Annotated in this window: 16 protein-coding genes and 2 other annotated features (1 of these 18 only partly in view); all 16 genes read right to left on the bottom strand. The window is 43.2% G+C overall.

Annotated elements, in window-relative coordinates:
• Positions 1–211: 211 nt before the first annotated feature.
• Positions 212–3,826 (bottom strand): DNA-directed RNA polymerase subunit beta', encoded by a 3,615-nt coding sequence (gene rpoC / locus VJ09_RS11495; protein WP_044641872.1) that lies wholly within the window; start codon positions 3,824–3,826, stop codon positions 212–214.
• A 145-nt stretch (positions 3,827–3,971) separates the two neighbouring features.
• A complete protein-coding gene (gene rpoB, locus VJ09_RS11490) occupies positions 3,972–7,526 on the bottom strand; it encodes a DNA-directed RNA polymerase subunit beta (RefSeq protein WP_456113462.1) in 3,555 nt (1,184 codons plus the stop codon).
• Between the two features lie 324 nt (positions 7,527–7,850).
• Positions 7,851–8,450, bottom strand: a complete 600-nt coding sequence (locus tag VJ09_RS11485) for a class I SAM-dependent methyltransferase (RefSeq protein ID WP_044641871.1) — start codon at positions 8,448–8,450, stop codon at positions 7,851–7,853.
• Between the two features lie 76 nt (positions 8,451–8,526).
• Complete coding sequence (gene rplL / locus VJ09_RS11480; RefSeq protein ID WP_044641870.1) at positions 8,527–8,889, bottom strand: 50S ribosomal protein L7/L12; 363 nt, start codon at positions 8,887–8,889, stop codon at positions 8,527–8,529.
• A 73-nt stretch (positions 8,890–8,962) separates the two neighbouring features.
• A complete protein-coding gene (rplJ, locus tag VJ09_RS11475) occupies positions 8,963–9,475 on the bottom strand; it encodes a 50S ribosomal protein L10 (protein WP_044641869.1) in 513 nt (170 codons plus the stop codon).
• A 26-nt stretch (positions 9,476–9,501) separates the two neighbouring features.
• Positions 9,502–9,625: a sequence feature (ribosomal protein L10 leader region), on the bottom strand.
• A gap of 55 nt (positions 9,626–9,680) precedes the next feature.
• Positions 9,681–10,376 (bottom strand): 50S ribosomal protein L1, encoded by a 696-nt coding sequence (gene rplA, locus VJ09_RS11470; protein WP_044641868.1) that lies wholly within the window; start codon positions 10,374–10,376, stop codon positions 9,681–9,683.
• A gap of 84 nt (positions 10,377–10,460) precedes the next feature.
• Positions 10,461–10,886 carry a 50S ribosomal protein L11 gene (rplK, locus tag VJ09_RS11465; protein WP_044641867.1) on the bottom strand — a complete coding sequence of 142 codons (426 nt, stop codon included), beginning with the start codon at positions 10,884–10,886 and terminating at the stop codon, positions 10,461–10,463.
• 154 nt (positions 10,887–11,040) lie between these two features.
• The gene (gene nusG, locus VJ09_RS11460; protein WP_044641866.1) at positions 11,041–11,574 is read right to left on the bottom strand and encodes a transcription termination/antitermination protein NusG; all 534 of its coding nucleotides are present in this window, start codon (positions 11,572–11,574) and stop codon (positions 11,041–11,043) included.
• Between the two features lie 43 nt (positions 11,575–11,617).
• Positions 11,618–11,842: a preprotein translocase subunit SecE gene (secE, locus tag VJ09_RS11455; RefSeq protein ID WP_082050543.1), complete on the bottom strand. Its 225-nt coding sequence runs from the start codon at positions 11,840–11,842 to the stop codon at positions 11,618–11,620.
• 31 nt (positions 11,843–11,873) lie between these two features.
• Positions 11,874–12,023, bottom strand: coding sequence for a 50S ribosomal protein L33 (rpmG, locus tag VJ09_RS18080; RefSeq protein WP_082050542.1), 150 nt, complete (start codon positions 12,021–12,023; stop codon positions 11,874–11,876).
• 237 nt (positions 12,024–12,260) lie between these two features.
• On the bottom strand, positions 12,261–12,902 hold the full coding sequence (gene sigH / locus VJ09_RS11450) for an RNA polymerase sporulation sigma factor SigH (RefSeq protein ID WP_407689998.1): 642 nt from the start codon (positions 12,900–12,902) through the stop codon (positions 12,261–12,263).
• 108 nt (positions 12,903–13,010) lie between these two features.
• Positions 13,011–13,535: an NYN domain-containing protein gene (locus tag VJ09_RS11445; protein WP_044641864.1), complete on the bottom strand. Its 525-nt coding sequence runs from the start codon at positions 13,533–13,535 to the stop codon at positions 13,011–13,013.
• Positions 13,528–14,259 carry a 23S rRNA (guanosine(2251)-2'-O)-methyltransferase RlmB gene (gene rlmB, locus VJ09_RS11440; protein WP_044641863.1) on the bottom strand — a complete coding sequence of 244 codons (732 nt, stop codon included), beginning with the start codon at positions 14,257–14,259 and terminating at the stop codon, positions 13,528–13,530. Before rlmB ends, VJ09_RS11445 begins: the two co-directional genes overlap by 8 nt.
• On the bottom strand, positions 14,256–14,690 hold the full coding sequence (locus VJ09_RS11435; protein WP_044641862.1) for a Mini-ribonuclease 3: 435 nt from the start codon (positions 14,688–14,690) through the stop codon (positions 14,256–14,258). The genes rlmB and VJ09_RS11435 overlap by 4 nt, the downstream gene beginning before the upstream one ends.
• On the bottom strand, positions 14,687–16,090 hold the full coding sequence (cysS, locus tag VJ09_RS11430) for a cysteine--tRNA ligase (RefSeq protein WP_044641861.1): 1,404 nt from the start codon (positions 16,088–16,090) through the stop codon (positions 14,687–14,689). The genes VJ09_RS11435 and cysS overlap by 4 nt, the downstream gene beginning before the upstream one ends.
• Positions 16,056–16,787: a serine O-acetyltransferase gene (gene cysE / locus VJ09_RS11425; protein WP_044641860.1), complete on the bottom strand. Its 732-nt coding sequence runs from the start codon at positions 16,785–16,787 to the stop codon at positions 16,056–16,058. The genes cysS and cysE overlap by 35 nt, the downstream gene beginning before the upstream one ends.
• A 90-nt stretch (positions 16,788–16,877) precedes the next feature.
• Positions 16,878–16,894, bottom strand: a binding site (T-box leader); it runs 222 nt beyond the window's last position.

Raw genomic sequence — 16,894 nt, 5'->3', positions numbered from 1 at the left:
ACACCATGCATGAGCAGGCGTCTGTTATCTGGGCAAATCATGGTTTTAACAAAATCTTGGGTTTCACTGCCGGCTCGTTGACTTTTGTCAAACTTATGAAGGCCCAAGCACACGAGAGTATCTTACCATTCACAAACCAGAGTGTCAATAAAAAGATAAGGAGGAAAGAGAGTTATCCCTCTCCTCCCTTTTATTAACAAAAATCCACGGATTAATCTACTAATACTTTTTCTGGTAAACCGTAGTCCTCTGCCCCTACTTCATTGGCAGTTTGGACTTTCATGGAACGATATCGGTTCATTCCGGTTCCTGCTGGCACCAGTTTTCCGATAATAACATTCTCTTTAAGCCCTAAGAGACGGTCTACTTTTCCTTTGATCGCTGCATCGGTCAAGACACGAGTCGTCTCCTGGAAAGATGCCGCAGACAAGAAGGATTCTGTCTCAAGAGATGCTTTGGTAATACCAAGAAGTATTGGACGTGCAACCGCAGGCTCTTCTCCTTTTAAGAGAGTCTTACGGTTTGCTGCTTCAAACTCATGGATATCAACAACAGATCCTGGTAGTAGCTCTGTTTGTCCAGCATCCATCACACGTACTTTCCGCATCATTTGACGGATCATAACCTCTACGTGCTTATCGTTGATTTCTACCCCTTGTAGGCGGTATACCTTTTGTACTTCTTGTAAGATATACTCTTGAACCCCTTTGGTTCCTTTGATCCGAAGTAATTCCTTCGGATCGATCGAACCTTCCGTGAGTTCATCCCCGACTTCCACTGTATCCCCTATATCTACGCGGATACGGGAACCATAAGGAACTGTGTGAACACGAGATTCTACTTCACCTTCGATCTCTACTTCGCGACGATCTTTGACCTCTCGAATATCGATCACTTTCCCTGTCACTTCACTGATAACTGCTTGCCCTTTTGGATTACGTGCTTCAAATAGCTCCTGAATACGAGGTAGACCTTGAGTAATATCGTCTCCCGCTACCCCACCAGTATGGAAGGTACGCATGGTGAGCTGGGTACCTGGCTCTCCAATAGACTGAGCAGCAATAATTCCAACTGCTTCTCCAATTTCTACTTGGTTACCGAGTGCTAAGTTACGACCATAACACTTTTTACATACTCCATGCTTGGTACGACAAGCAAGTACCGAACGGATCACAAGACGATCAATTCCTGCTTCTATAATCTCAGAAGCTTTCTCTTCGTCGATCATTTCATTACGTCCAACAATCACTTCTTGGGTCTGTGGATGGCGTATTGTTTCAAACGCTACCCGACCTTCAATGCGATCATATAGATCTTCAATGATTTCGTTACCTTCTTGAATTCGGCTAACCAATTGACCTCTATCCGTTCCACAATCCTCTTCTCGAACAATTACATCTTGTGCCACATCGACAAGACGACGGGTGAGATAACCAGAGTCAGCGGTACGCAGTGCAGTATCAGCAAGACCTTTTCGCGCACCGTGTGTGGAGATGAAGTACTCCAATACAGTCAAACCTTCACGGAAGTTAGTACGAATCGGTTGCTCGATAATTTTACCTGCTGGGTTGGCCATTAGACCCCGCATACCTGCAAGCTGTGTAATCTGAGAAACGTTACCCCGCGCTCCAGAGTTTGCCATCATGAAGATCGGGTTGTATCTTCCCATGTTTCTCATCAGAACTTCGGTAACACGATCTTTGGCTTTACTCCAGATCGAGATAACACGCTCATAACGTTCATCATCCGTAATTAAACCACGACGATACTGTTTCATTACTGTTTGAACTTGTTGATCCGCTTCTGTTAGGATATTTTGCTTTTCCTCTGGTACATTAACATCGGAAACAGACATGGTAATACCAGCTTTAGTAGAGTAGGTATATCCTAGTGCCTTAATCCGATCCAGAATCACAGAAGTCATCATCGTTCCAAAGCGACGGAAGCACTCTGCAACAATCGCTCCTAGATCTTTCTTACGAAGAGCACCAACTTCTGGCATCGCCTGAATAAACTCTAGAACGTTGGCACCTTTTTCAAAAATAAAGTATTGATCTGGAGTTGCTTGGAAATTCTTTTTACCTGGTTCGTTAATGAAAGGAAACTCCTCTGGGAAAATCTCATTGAATATCAATTTCCCGACGGTCGTGACTAAGAGTGCCTTTCTTTGCGCTTCTGTAAGCGAGGTCTTCTTCAAGATCCTAGCCGGAACTGCAATACGCGAGTGCAAGGAGACATATTCATTTTGGTAAGCATTGATCGCTTCCCCGATCGAGGTAAAAATGGACCCTTCGCCTTTTTCCCCTTCTTTTTGAACAGTGAGGTAATAACTACCCAATACCATGTCTTGAGAAGGAGTAGCAACTGGTTTTCCGTCTTTCGGGTTCAAGATGTTTTGTGCTGCAAGCATCAGCAAGCGAGCTTCTGCCTGTGCTTCTGCAGACAGCGGAACGTGAACCGCCATTTGGTCACCGTCGAAATCCGCATTGTACGCCGTACAGACAAGCGGATGCAAACGAATAGCGCGCCCTTCTACTAAAATTGGTTCAAAGGCCTGAATACCTAGACGGTGAAGCGTAGGAGCACGGTTCAAAAGTACTGGATGTTCTTTAATCACTTCTTCTAGAACATCCCAAACTTCTGGGTGAATCCGTTCTACTTTGCGTTTCGCACTCTTAATGTTATGTGCTAACCCTTTTGCTACCAATTCCTTCATCACAAAAGGTTTGAATAGTTCTAGGGCCATTTCTTTCGGTAGACCACACTGATACATTTTCAAGTTTGGTCCCACAACAATTACGGAACGACCTGAGTAGTCAACCCGTTTTCCGAGCAAATTCTGGCGGAAACGACCTTGTTTCCCTTTCAACATATGGGAGAGGGATTTCAAAGGACGATTACCAGGACCTGTAACTGGTCGACCACGACGACCATTATCAATTAACGCATCGACTGCCTCTTGAAGCATCCGCTTTTCGTTTTGTACGATAATATCTGGTGCACCAAGATCCAATAGTCTTTTGAGACGATTGTTCCGGTTAATAACACGACGATATAGGTCATTCAAGTCCGAAGTTGCAAAGCGTCCCCCATCCAACTGAACCATAGGACGAAGTTCTGGAGGAATAACAGGAAGTACATCTAATACCATCCACTCTGGATTGTTCAGAGAAGAACGGAATGCTTCTAGTACTTCTAAACGTTTTACAGCACGATTACGACGTTGGCCTTGCGCTGTGGAAAGTTCTTCTTTTAGAAGTTCTACTTCCCGGTCTAGATCAATATCGCCAAGTAACCGTTTGATCGCTTCTGCACCCATCATAGCAGTGAATGATTTGCCGTATTTCTCACGGTAGTTGCGGAATTCTTTCTCTGACAGAAGTTGTTTTTTCTCTAGAGGAGTAGGACCTGGGTCCACTACAACATAGGAAGCAAAATAGATAATCTCTTCTAACGAACGAGGAGACATATCTAGTACCAGACCCATCCGGCTAGGAATTCCTTTGAAGTACCAAATATGCGAAACAGGAGCAGCTAACTCAATGTGACCCATCCGTTCACGGCGAACTTTACTGCGGGTAACTTCTACCCCACAACGATCACAAACTACGCCTTTATAACGAACACGTTTGTATTTTCCGCAGTGACACTCCCAGTCTTTTTGCGGTCCAAAAATCTTTTCGCAAAAAAGACCTTCTTTTTCCGGTTTGAGCGTCCGGTAGTTAATCGTTTCCGGCTTTTTCACCTCTCCTCGAGACCAGGAGCGGATTTTTTCCGGAGAGGCCAAGCCGATTTTCATATATTCAAAGTTGTTAACATCGAGCACTGGGCATTCCTCCCTCAGGATTCATCCCGTTGGTAGATGATAGCAAGATCAAGTAGTTTCATATACTTGATTTAGCTAATTAAGAGAGGAAGAAAGGAAACTTGATTGGCTATTTCCTTTCCTCTATCTCTTCTACCTTTTGGAATTACTCTTGTGAATTGGTTTTTAAACCATCCTCTTCGCCTAGTTCATATGGCAAGTTGTCAGAGGAAGGCTCATCCTCGTCATCCAACTCACGCATTTCAATCTCCTGTTCATCTCCTGACAGGATCTTGACATCCATCCCCAGACTCTGAAGCTCTTTGATTAATACTTTAAAGGACTCTGGAACACCCGGTTCCGGAACATTTTCACCTTTGACAATCGCTTCGTACGTTTTCACACGACCAACTACATCATCAGACTTGACAGTGAGAATCTCTTGAAGAGTGTATGCAGCCCCGTATGCTTCAAGTGCCCATACCTCCATCTCCCCAAATCTTTGACCACCGAACTGCGCTTTACCTCCCAATGGTTGCTGAGTAACAAGCGAATAAGGTCCAGTGGAACGAGCATGGATCTTGTCATCGACCATATGTGCCAGCTTGATCATATACATTACCCCAACGGTAACGCGATTCTCAAACGGTTCACCTGTACGACCGTCGTAAAGGACTGTTTTTCCATCACGAGCAAGCCCAGCTTCTTCTAGGGTATCAAATACATCGTTCTCTGTAGCACCGTCAAATACCGGAGTAGCCATATGAAGTCCCAAGGATCGAGCGGCCATACCTAAATGGACTTCCAATACCTGACCGATATTCATCCGAGATGGTACCCCAAGCGGATTGAGGACTACTTGAACAGGAGAGCCATCTGGTAAGAAAGGCATATCCTCTTCTGGCATAATACGTGCGATAACCCCTTTATTACCGTGACGTCCAGCCATTTTGTCCCCTTCGGAGATCTTCCGTTTTTGGGCGATGTATACACGTACTAGGTGATTTACACCAGGAGATAGCTCATCTCCATTTTCACGAGTAAATACTTTTACATCGACTACGATTCCATCTTGGCCATGTGGTACACGTAGGGAGGTGTCTCGAACTTCCCGAGCTTTTTCTCCAAAGATCGCATGCAAGAGACGTTCTTCTGCAGTTAGTTCTGTAACTCCTTTTGGTGTTACTTTCCCAACCAAAATATCTCCAGCTTTAATCTCTGCACCAACACGAATGATACCGCGCTCATCCAGATTCTTTAGCGCTTCTTCCCCAACGTTTGGAATATCACGAGTAATCTCTTCTGGACCAAGTTTCGTATCACGAGCTTCCGATTCATGTTTCTCAATGTGGATGGAAGTGTAGACATCTTCTTTTACCAATTTCTCACTTAAGAGAATCGCATCCTCGTAGTTGTAGCCTTCCCAAGTCATAAAAGCTACTACTACGTTGCGTCCAAGTGCCATTTCACCTTGTTCTGTAGAAGGACCATCAGCAAGGGTAGTTCCCTTGACGACTTTTTCTCCTTTGCGAACAACTGGGCGTTGGTTGATACTTGTACCTTGGTTGGAACGAGTAAACTTGGTAATTTTATAGCGATCCAAGTCGCCTTTTACTAATTTTCCATCTACCTCTTCTTCATGACGAACACAAATTTCATCGGCGGTCACTCGTTCAACAGTTCCTGGACGTTTGGCCAAGATCATTACTCCTGAGTCACGAGCTGCAATATGCTCCATACCAGTTCCGATAAACGGTGCTTCTGGCTTGAGAAGCGGTACTGCCTGACGTTGCATGTTAGATCCCATCAGTGCCCGGTTGGAGTCATCATTTTCCAAGAACGGAATACAAGCCGTTGCAACAGATACTACTTGCTTTGGTGATACATCCATGTAGTCAACTCGATCACGTGGAACAGAGATAATTTCATCACGATAACGGACTGTGGTAGTCTCATTCGCAAACGTGTTATCTTCATTCAACTGTGCATTTGCCTGTGCTACATAGTAAGCATCCTCTTCATCAGCCGTCAGGTAATCAATGCGTTCTGTCACTTGACCCGTCTCCGGATCTACCCGGCGATATGGAGTTTCGATGAACCCATAATCATTAATCCGCGCGAAACTTGACAGCGAGTTGATCAAACCAATGTTTGGACCCTCAGGAGTTTCAATAGGACACATACGACCATAGTGAGAATGATGGACATCTCGAACTTCAAAGCCAGCACGTTCCCGTGTAAGACCACCAGGTCCAAGTGCCGAGAGACGACGCTTATGCGTTAACTCAGCTAACGGGTTGGTCTGATCCATAAACTGAGAAAGCTGTGAACTACCAAAGAACTCTTTGATGGAGGCGATTACTGGACGAATGTTGATCAACGCTTGAGGCGTGATCGCATTCGCATCTTGAATCGACATACGTTCTCTAACCACACGTTCCATACGAGACAAACCGATTCGGAACTGATTTTGGAGAAGTTCCCCAACAGATCGTAGACGACGGTTCCCGAGATGGTCGATATCATCAGTGCTACCTACTCCATGCAACAAGTTGATAAAGTAGTTGATGGAAGAAATAATATCCGCAGGCGTAATATGCTTAACACTATCATCTACTTCTGCGTTAGAGATTACCTTGATCTCTTTCTGATCATCTACTTGGGAGTAGATCGAAACAGTCTGAAGACGAATCTCTGTATCTTCTGGAACTCCACCACGAACATGATGATCTTTGAGACCATAAGCACGTTCGCCAGTCAGGTAAGGGAGAACTCGATCCAAGAGACGACGCTCTAAAGTAGAACCAGCCTCTGCTAAAACCTCACCTGTTTCTGCATCCACAATGGTCTCAGCAAGCTTTTGATTCAAGAGACGATTTTTGATGTGGAGTTTTTTGTTCATCTTGTAACGCCCGACATTGGCTAGATCATAGCGTTTTGGATCAAAGAAGCGTGAATATAATAAGCTTCGTGCATTATCAGCCGTAGGAGGTTCGCCAGGTCTCAAGCGCTCATAGATCTCGATCAGTGCTTTTTCTGTGTTCCCTGTGTTGTCTTTGTCGAGTGTGTTACGTATGTACTCGTCATCACCCAACAGGTCCAAAATCTCAGCATCACTACTAAAACCAAGGGCACGCAAAAGAACCGTTACTGGGATTTTTCGTGTACGATCAATACGTACGTAGATAATATCCTTCGCATCGGTTTCTAGCTCCAACCAAGCACCCCGGTTCGGAATCACTGTAGCAGTATAAGTTGGTTTCCCGTTTTTATCGACTTTCGTGTTATAATACACAGAAGGCGAACGAACCAACTGACTTACAATGACACGCTCCGCACCGTTATAGATGAATGTTCCCGTATCAGTCATCAACGGGAAATCCCCCATAAATACTTCTTGCTCTTTTACTTCACCGGTCTCTTTATTGATGAGACGAACTTTGACACGTAAAGGAGCAGCATAGGTAACTTGGTGGTCCTTGGACTCTTCCAACGTATATTTGGGTTCACCCAAGCTGTAATCGATAAATTCTAGCACTAAATTCCCAGTGAAATCTTCGATTGGCGAAATGTCTTGAAACATTTCACGAAGACCAACATCTAAAAACCACTGATAGGATTTTTGCTGAATCTCGATTAGGTTGGGTAGATCCAATACCTCATTGATGCGGGCGTAACTTCGACGTTGACGCCGACCACACTGGACAAGTTTACCAGCCAATCCAAACTCCCCCCTCAAACCCAATCGCGTATGCACGAAAGGAAACATACGGAAAAGAAAGGTATAAAATAAGATAGAATCAGAAAAGAATCTATCTTTTTTCCACGTTAGCGCATTGTAATCTATTACTCCATCTTTTCCATCAAATAGAAAAGATAAACTACTTACAGGCCCTTTTTTCCATAAAAAAATGCAGGAAACTTCCTCGCAGCTGCTCGTTGTGGTAGGCATGATGGTAGGAAATCTGCATTTGGAGAAATGGACAAGTAGTGGAAATAATAGACTTCATGCATTTTCTAACACTAGCATAATAGTCAAATCATGTCAACGACATTGTGCAACAAGAATCCAATACCCTTTATCCTTCGTAACCACTTCCACTTTATCGTAAACCTCTTCCAACTTTCTCACTGCAGAAGAAGCACCTTGTTGTTTTCGAATCACAATCCACAACTTTCCATTTGGATTCATATAATCTCTGGCTTTCTCGAAGAAATCATAGATTTGTTTTTTTCCTATTCGGATCGGTGGATTCGTAATGATGTGATGATACAAACCAGTTACTTCTTGAAATCCATCACTCGGAAAAATGGTAACGCGCTCCGTTACTCGATTAAGAGCTGCATTTTCTTTTGCCAACTCTATTGCACGCTGATTTATATCAACCATCGTTACGTTTGAAGTCGAAAATATTTTGGCAACCGAGATACCGATGGGTCCATAACCACAGCCTAAATCTAGTACATCTGACTGATCTTCTATATCAAGTGATTCAATAAGAATTCGGCTTCCTTGATCAATTCCTTTTTTGGAAAAAACACCTGCGTCCGAAAGAAAACGAAAGGATTGTCCACGGAGTTCAGTGATAATTTCCCGTTGATCCGTGATGGAAGATGGTTTCGAGGAATAATAGTGGTCGCTCATACGGATTCTCCTTTTCCTTAATCGGAAATAGAGTAAAACCCGCCGACCTGTGACGGCGGGTATAACAGGCAATAACTTACTTAACTTCTACAGATGCGCCAGCTTCTTCAAGATCAGCTTTGATTTTTTCAGCATCTTCTTTCGAAACGCCTTCTTTAATTGGAGCAGGAGTTCCGTCTACCAATGCTTTCGCTTCTTTCAAACCAAGACCAGTGATTCCGCGAACAACTTTAATTACGTTGATTTTGGAAGAACCAGCACCAGTTAGGATTACGTCGAATTCAGTTTGCTCAGCAGCTGCTTCTCCAGCGCCGCCACCAACCATTGCTACAGGTGCTGCAGCGGTTACACCAAATTCTTCTTCAATTGCTTTTACTAGATCGTTCAATTCGAGAACGGTCATGTTTTTTACAGCTTCTAAGATCTGCTCTTTACTCATGAGAGAGTGCCTCCTTAAGATTGTGGGGTTTGTTTTTTAGATACATGCTGTTTCTAGCAAACTATAACAGCTATTAAGCTTCGGTAGCTTCAGCGCCTTCTCCATCTTTCTCAGCAACTGCTTTAACAGCAAGCGCAAGATTGCGCATAGGTGCTTGCAGTACAGAAAGAAGCATAGAGAGAAGACCTTCGCGAGATGGTAGAGTAGCAAGAGCTTTAATTTCTTCTAGTTCTACTACACGACCTTCTACTACACCGCCTTTAATTTCGAGTTCTTTGTTCTCTTTTGCGAAGTTATGAAGAACTTTCGCAGGAGCAACAATGTCCTCTTCACTAAATGCGATTGCGCTAGGACCAGTGAGGTGTTGATCTAAACCAGTTAGACCTACTTTCTCAGTAGCGCGTTTGGTCAGGGTGTTCTTCAATACTTTAAAATCTACCCCTGCTTCACGTAATTGTTTTCGAAGTTCGGTCATCTGTTTTACAGTCAGACCACGATAGTCAGTAATGATCGTACTTTTGCTAGCAGTTAGCTTTTGAGCAATCTCTTCGACTACCAACTTTTTCTCTTCAATCGCTTTGGACACGGGGACACCTCCTCATCTGATACTTCATACGCATAAAAAAAGCCTTCGCAGACAGACGAAGGCAGGATGTAAGTATCACAATCCAAGTTACCTCGGTAGGATCTTATGCCATCCGGCCCCTACTGTCTACGGTTCAGTCATATATAGTTCTCGTCAAACGGCAAGATGAATTATATCCACCTAAACTTAGTTTGTCAAGATTTTCTTATCGGCTAAGTGTAGCAGAATCTACTGCTACTCCAGGTCCCATCGTAGAAGAAACAGTTACACTCTTCATATAGGTACCTTTTGCAGCCGCTGGTTTCGCTTTTAATAGAGCATCTACAAGAACTTGCAGGTTCTCTTCTAATTTTTGGGTATCGAAAGATACTTTACCAATCGCTGCATGAATGTTCCCTGCTTTGTCAGCACGGTATTCAATTTTACCAGCTTTGATATCGTTGATCGCTTTTTCAACTTCGAATGTTACAGTACCTGTTTTTGGGTTTGGCATAAGACCTTTTGGACCGAGTACACGACCCAAACGACCTACTTGACCCATCATATCAGGAGTAGCAACGACTACATCGAAATCGAACCAGCCTTGTTGTACCTTGTTGATCATGTCTTCATCCCCAACAAAGTCCGCTCCAGCTGCTTCAGCCTCTTTCGCTTTTTCCCCTTTAGCAAAAACGAGCACACGTTTGGTTTTCCCTGTACCGTGTGGAAGAACCACTGCACCTCTAACTTGTTGATCCGCTTTTTTGGTGTCAATTCCCAAGCGGAAAGCAGCTTCTACTGTTTCGTCAAACTTAGCAGTGGAAACCTCTTTTACTAAGTTTAATGCCTCACTAGGTGAGTATTGTTTTTCGCGATCTACTTTTGCAATAGCATCACGATATTTTTTACCATGTTTAGCCACTATGATTTCCTCCCTTCGTGGTCTTAACGGATATACCTCCCACATTGCGATGAACCGTGGCGGATCCATCGCAGCACACCATCATTAGTCTACGATGGTGATTCCCATGCTACGTGCAGTTCCTTCTACCATTTTCATAGCAGATTCAACATTTGCAGCATTGAGGTCAGGCATTTTGGTTTCTGCGATTTCACGCACTTTATCGCGGCTTACTTTTGCCACTTTATTGCGGTTTGGCTCGCCAGAACCTTTTTCGATTCCTGCAGCTTTAAGCAGAAGAACTGCTGCTGGAGGAGTCTTGGTAATGAAAGTAAAGGAGCGGTCTTCAAATACAGTAATTTCTACTGGAATAATGAGACCAGCTTGTTCTTGAGTGCGGGCGTTGAATTCTTTACAAAAGCCCATGATGTTAACACCCGCTTGTCCGAGTGCTGGACCTACAGGTGGTGCTGGATTTGCTTTACCAGCAGGGATTTGTAGCTTGACCACTTTGATCACTTTTTTGGCCATGCTGACTTACCTCCTTCAAACATGTGGTTTTCTCGGGTTTTACCCTCCCACGGTAGATACGGAAGCAGATGCTTCTATATCCGCCCCGAAGACGGGGGTAACAAACAAAAATACTTTATCATAAAAGGACTCTTTAGACCAAATCTTTTTTGGTTTAAAGTTTTTCCACTTGATAATAGTCGAGTTCCACAGGTGTCTCCCGACCAAACATATTGACCATTACTTTTAGCTTTTCTCGATTCAAATCGATCTCTTCGATGGAACCAACAAAATTTGCGAACGGTCCTTCTTTTACTTTTACCTGCTCGCCGACTTCAAAGTTAGAAACCGCTCGCGCTTCCTCCAGCCCCATCTGGTTTAAGATCGCTACGACCTCATCAGGCATGAGGGCTGTGGGCTTAGAACCGGCTCCCGATGAGCCCACGAAACCTGTTACACCTGGAGTATTCCGTACCACGTACCACGAATCATCGGTCATGATCATTTCGACCAACACATAACCAGGAAAAACCTTGCGCATTACGCTTTTTTTCTTTCCTTCTTTGTGTTCGATCTCTTCTTCCATCGGAACGAGTACCCGAAAGATTTTATCTTGCATCTCCATTGAATGAACTCGTTTCTCCAGGTTTGTTTTCACTTTGTTCTCATACCCGGAATAGGTGTGAACCACATACCAATTCTTTTCCATGATATAACCCCTTACGCGATCAGTCCCGAACTCTTCGTCGACACTATTCTGTGATCCATTGGACCAATTGGCCGATTGCCATATCCACTAGGAAAAAGAAGATGGCGAGCACGACAATGGTGGAAAGTACAACCAATGTGTAGTTCGTCATCTCTTTACGATCAGGCCAACGAACTTTCTTCAGCTCTTGCATACAATTACGAATAAAACCAGTGGTCCCAGTAAAACTTCTCTTGATCCCACGGCCAATGTTCGCGATAACAGCCATGCTGTCACCCCCACCTTCTTATCATTCCGGATTACTTGGTTTCACGGTGTACAGTGTGAGCGTTGCAACGTGGGCAATGTTTGCGGAGCTCCATACGGTCTGGGTGCTTCCGCTTATTTTTGGACAATGTATAATTACGCTCTTTACAAGCGGTACATGCCATAGTAACTACTACACGCATCGACTTGGCACCTCCTTATATATCCAACTATCCGTTTCCGTAGGCATAGAAAATACCCAAACTACATTATCATAAGCGGGTTTTCCTGTCAATGTAAGCCCTTGTCTGTTCTACCATCATTGCCATTTTCAAAATATATGATAACGAAAGTTTTTGTCGTTTTCTAGGAGGAGTATGGCGGTTTTTGTCGAAAACATTGGTTATACATAGAAAAAACCCCCTGCTGCAACAGGGGATTTATAGAGAAATTTCGCGTATTTCTAGATACTTTTCCAATTTTCGTTTGACTCGTTGCAATGCGTTGTCGATCGATTTCACGTGTCGATTTAAATCTACGGCGATCTCCTGATAAGATCTTCCGTCTAGGTATAACATGAGCACCTTCCGCTCAAGGTCACTCAAAATTTGCGAAATTTTATTCTCAATATCACTATATTCCTCTTGATTAATATAGATCTCTTCTGGATTTAACCTTCCTCCGGTCAGTGTGTCATACAAAGTACGATCGGAGTCATCATGACTAGGCTTGTCCAAGGAGACGTATGAATTGAGAGGAATATGTTTTTGCCTAGTAGCTGTTTTGATTGCGGTAATAATTTGACGAGTGATACAAAGTTCTGCAAATGCCTTAAAGGAGGCTAACTTTTCGCCACGGAAATCTCGAATGGCCTTATACAAGCCAATCATACCCTCTTGAACAATATCTTCGTGGTCAGCGCCAATCAAAAAATAAGAGCGTGCTTTTGCTCGAACAAAGTTTTTGTATTTGTTGATCAGGTACTCTAAGGCTGATTGGTCTCCTAATCTAGTTCCTATTACCAAATCTTCATCTGCCATCAACTGATAGTCTACCGACGTTACGACATCTTCTTCTAATATCGCACTAGTTTGAAGATTTAAAATCAAAAACCATCCCCCCGACCAAGATAGCATAAATTCTGCAAAACTTATTATATCGGAACTATTACAAAAACGTCAATTTTTCCCCTATTTTTTCCTTCTCCATTTTTCAAATTTTTTCTTTAAGTCAATAGATAACAGATCTCCCAGTGTATTTTTTGGAGAGACCTGTTCTTTTTTATCTAGTTTCTGACTTAATCGCTGTTTAGCAGTATGAATATCTTGTACTAGTTCACGTGAAGAAATACGATAAGCACCTTGTCCAAACACCATTCGTTGCTCTAGGAAATCGGAGGTAGCAACAAAGATATTGCGATGGGGATTTTTATTTCTTCGTACAAACTGCTCTATGTACTCATCAGCTGTCTCTTCTTTTTGAGTATAGATCACCTCTACTTTTTCTCGAATTTCTGTCATTTGTCCGCCTGGTGTATTGTGAGCATCAAAGACGAGTATCACTCTTCTGCCAGTAATCGCTTGATACTCGGATAGGTCTTGGATTAAGGTAGTCCTCGCTTGTTCTAAATTGCCTGAGGTCCACTTGAGATTGGTAGTAGTACCTATCACATTATATCCATCTACTACCAGCCACTCGTCAATTTTTTTAGCCATCTACCTGTCTCCCTCGCATCACTTCATAGAGGAATATACCAGTTGCGACAGATGCATTGAGAGAGGATACTTTCCCTTTCATTGGAAGTTTAGCCAAAAAATCACATTTTTTCTTTAAGAGAGGACTAATTCCTTGACCTTCATTTCCAATAACCAAAGCGAGCGGCATACGATAGTCGAGTTGATGATATTCTTGTTTCGCTTCCCCTGCTGTTCCGACTAACCAGATACCTTGTTTTTTCAAATCATCTGCTAAACGGTTGAGATTTGCTACCCTAGCGACCGGAACATACTCAATCGCTCCAGCTGACGTTTTTCCAACTGTGCCAGTAAGACCTACTGCTCGTCGTTTTGGAATCACAACACCATGCACTCCAGCTGCATCAGCAGAACGAAGTATAGAGCCCAAATTATGTGGATCCTCAATACCATCTAGCAGTAACAAAAAGGGCATCTCACCCCGTTCATCAGCTCTAGCTAGGATCTCCTCTACTGTAGAATAACGATAGGAGGAAACCTGAGCCATTACTCCTTGGTGATTTTTCCCTTCTGATAGTTGGTCTAATTTGCTACGCGGCACTCTCTGAAAAGTAATTCTTTGGTTTTTGCATTCTTCCTGAATCGCAGAAAGCTGGGCACCTTCTGCAAATAATACTTTCTCCATATCCCGTCCTGCACGAATTGCTTCTGTAACGGCGTGTCGCCCTAAAATCCAATCACTCATGAACTTCTCTCCTTGTCGATTGCCTCTAAGATGACTTTCATCAACTCTTGTATTCTAGCTTCACGCTGTTCTAAATAGAGATAACCAAATAATGCTTCAATCCCTGTACTATAACGATATTCTGTAACGGTTGCACTTTTAGGAGAACGACCAGATTTGGCATTTCGCCCTTTCTTGATCACTTCTTGTTCCTCTTCGTTTAAAAGAGGAAAGATGCGGTGACAGCTCTCCGCTTGTGCCACCGCAGAAACATATGCAATTGCTTCTTTTTGAAGCTCTTGTGTTTTGCGAATCCCTTTTTGTAATAGATGGTTACGAACATAAAGCTCATAGAGAGCATCTCCTACATACGCCAATTGTAAAGGATGCAACTCTTTTGGTGGTTTTGGTTGAGGTTTGCCTAGGCTACCAAGTATAGGTTGCTGTGTCATCCTTGTCTCCACCTTACCCCTTGAGGAGTATCCTCTAATATGATACCTCTAGCTTGCAACTCATTTCGGATCTCATCAGCACGTACGAAGTTTTTGGATCGTCTTGCTTCTTGGCGTTCCTTGATTAATGCTTCGACTTCTTCTGCCAGAACCTGTTGTTCTTTAGGTTGAATAAGCCCTAGAACAGTCCCACCATGAAGTTCTAGCCACTCCCAAAGCGCAGTGATAGATTCTTTACTCACAATGGGCTTTTGGACCCATTCATTGGCTAATTTGATCGCATCAAATAGAACGGTCACTGCATTAGCGCTGTTAAAATCGTCATTCATCTCGTTTTGGAATGCTTCCGTTAGTTTCTCGAGTTTTGATGCCAGTTCTGGATCTAAACTACCGTGCTGTGCATTCTGTTTACGATGATTTAAATTCTCTATTGCAGTCTGAATTCGAGCGATACTATTTTCTGCTTGTTTGATTACTTCATCCGTAAAGTTGATTGGGTGACGATAAGAAGCCGCTAACAAAAAGTAACGTAGTGCCAATGGAGAAAAAAGCTTACGCAATTCATTAACCGTCATCACATTTCCAAGTGATTTGGACATCTTTTCATTGTTCATATTGATAAATTCATTATGAAGCCAATAGTTAGCAAAGGCTTTGTCATTCATGGATTCACTCTGTGCAATCTCATTCTCGTGATGAGGGAAGCAAAGATCTACTCCTCCAGCATGGATATCCAAAGTATCTCCCAAGTACTCTTTTGCCATCACAGAGCATTCGATATGCCAACCCGGCCGCCCTGGGCCCCAAGGGGTCTCCCAACTTACTTCGCCTGGTTTAGCAGCCTTCCAAAGCGCAAAATCAAGAGGATGCTCCTTCCTATCATTCACTTCAATTCTTGCACCTGCTTTTAACTCCTCTAGCGAATGATGGGATAATTTCCCATAATCTTCTTTATGAAGAGAGCGGAAGTATACATCACCATTTACTTCGTATGCTAGATCTTTATCGATCAGCGTCTGCACTGCATCAATCATGCCTTGAATATGTTCTGTTGCGCGTGGGTGTACAGTGGCACGTTTTACACCCAGTGCATCCATATCTTCAAAGTATTTTTCAATGTAATCTTCCGCAATCTCAGCTACTGGGCGATTTTCTTTTTGCGATTGTTGTATCAACCGATCATCTACGTCTGTAAAGTTCTGTACATAAGTGACTTCCATTCCTAGATACTCTAAGTAACGGCGTACTACATCAAAAAAAACAAAAACCCTTGCATTCCCAATGTGGATATAATTGTAGACTGTCGGTCCGCAGACATACATCTTTACCTTGTTTGGCAAAAGCGTCTGAAATGGCTCCTTCTGTCTAGTCAAAGTATTGTAGAGCTTGACCTTCATCATTTGTACCTCCTTCAGGATCTTCTACCTTTATAGAACGTTTTTTTAGCTCGTCTAATTCTTGTTTTAACTCTTGGATTTCTTTCTGCATCACACGGAACATTTCTTGGACTGGATCTGGTAGATTAACCTGATCGAGATCACTTTGCACTCGTACCCCATCTTGAACTACTACACGTCCTGGCACGCCAACTACAGTCGAATTTGGGGGAACTTCTCGTAAAACGACAGAACCTGCTCCAATCTTAGCGCAGCGTCCTACCCTAATAGAACCTAGAATTTTCGCACCACTTGCTATCATGACATGATCCTCAATCGTAGGATGACGTTTCCCTTTTTCTTTCCCAGTTCCTCCAAGCGTTACTCCTTGAAAGATCGTAACAAAATTCCCTACTTCACAAGTTTCGCCAATCACTACACCCATCCCATGATCAATAAAAACTCCACGTCCTAATTTTGCTCCTGGATGGATTTCGATACCTGTAAAAAAACGATTTGTTTGCGAGATAATTCGTCCAAGCAGTTTCCAATTATGTTTATGAAAAAAATGAGCTACACGATGCCACCAGATGGCATGAAGTCCAGAGTAAGTCAGCACTACCTCAAACATACTACGTGCCGCCGGATCGCGATCAAAGACTGCTTGAATGTCACTCTGAATGGTTCTCTTCCATTCACTCCATTTGCTACCAATAGACATTCTGCTGTTCCCCTCTCCAATATGGGAATAAATTCTTTTCTCCAAACACGTTAGATCGACCATAAAAAAAGTCTCTGTAGCAATAACTGCTACAGAGACGGTTTATC

The sequence above is a fragment of the Risungbinella massiliensis genome, from assembly GCF_000942395.1.
GTDB classification, from domain to species: domain Bacteria; phylum Bacillota; class Bacilli; order Thermoactinomycetales; family Thermoactinomycetaceae; genus Risungbinella; species Risungbinella massiliensis.
The sequence above is the reverse complement of the archived record's forward strand: the minus strand, read 5'-3'. Positions and strand labels throughout refer to the sequence as shown.

Coding starts and splice junctions, on each gene's coding strand:
- VJ09_RS11485 (WP_044641871.1), bottom strand. CDS start 8,450: ATGAGCGACCACTATTATTCCTCGAAACCATCTTCCATCACGGATCAA.
- rplL (WP_044641870.1), bottom strand. CDS start 8,889: ATGAGTAAAGAGCAGATCTTAGAAGCTGTAAAAAACATGACCGTTCTC.
- rplK (WP_044641867.1), bottom strand. CDS start 10,886: ATGGCCAAAAAAGTGATCAAAGTGGTCAAGCTACAAATCCCTGCTGGT.
- nusG (WP_044641866.1), bottom strand. CDS start 11,574: ATGGAAAAGAATTGGTATGTGGTTCACACCTATTCCGGGTATGAGAAC.
- secE (WP_082050543.1), bottom strand. CDS start 11,842: ATGGCTGTTATCGCGAACATTGGCCGTGGGATCAAGAGAAGTTTTACT.
- rpmG (WP_082050542.1), bottom strand. CDS start 12,023: ATGCGTGTAGTAGTTACTATGGCATGTACCGCTTGTAAAGAGCGTAAT.
- VJ09_RS11445 (WP_044641864.1), bottom strand. CDS start 13,535: ATGGCTAAAAAAATTGACGAGTGGCTGGTAGTAGATGGATATAATGTG.
- rlmB (WP_044641863.1), bottom strand. CDS start 14,259: ATGAGTGATTGGATTTTAGGGCGACACGCCGTTACAGAAGCAATTCGT.
- VJ09_RS11435 (WP_044641862.1), bottom strand. CDS start 14,690: ATGACACAGCAACCTATACTTGGTAGCCTAGGCAAACCTCAACCAAAA.
- cysS (WP_044641861.1), bottom strand. CDS start 16,090: ATGATGAAGGTCAAGCTCTACAATACTTTGACTAGACAGAAGGAGCCA.
- cysE (WP_044641860.1), bottom strand. CDS start 16,787: ATGTCTATTGGTAGCAAATGGAGTGAATGGAAGAGAACCATTCAGAGT.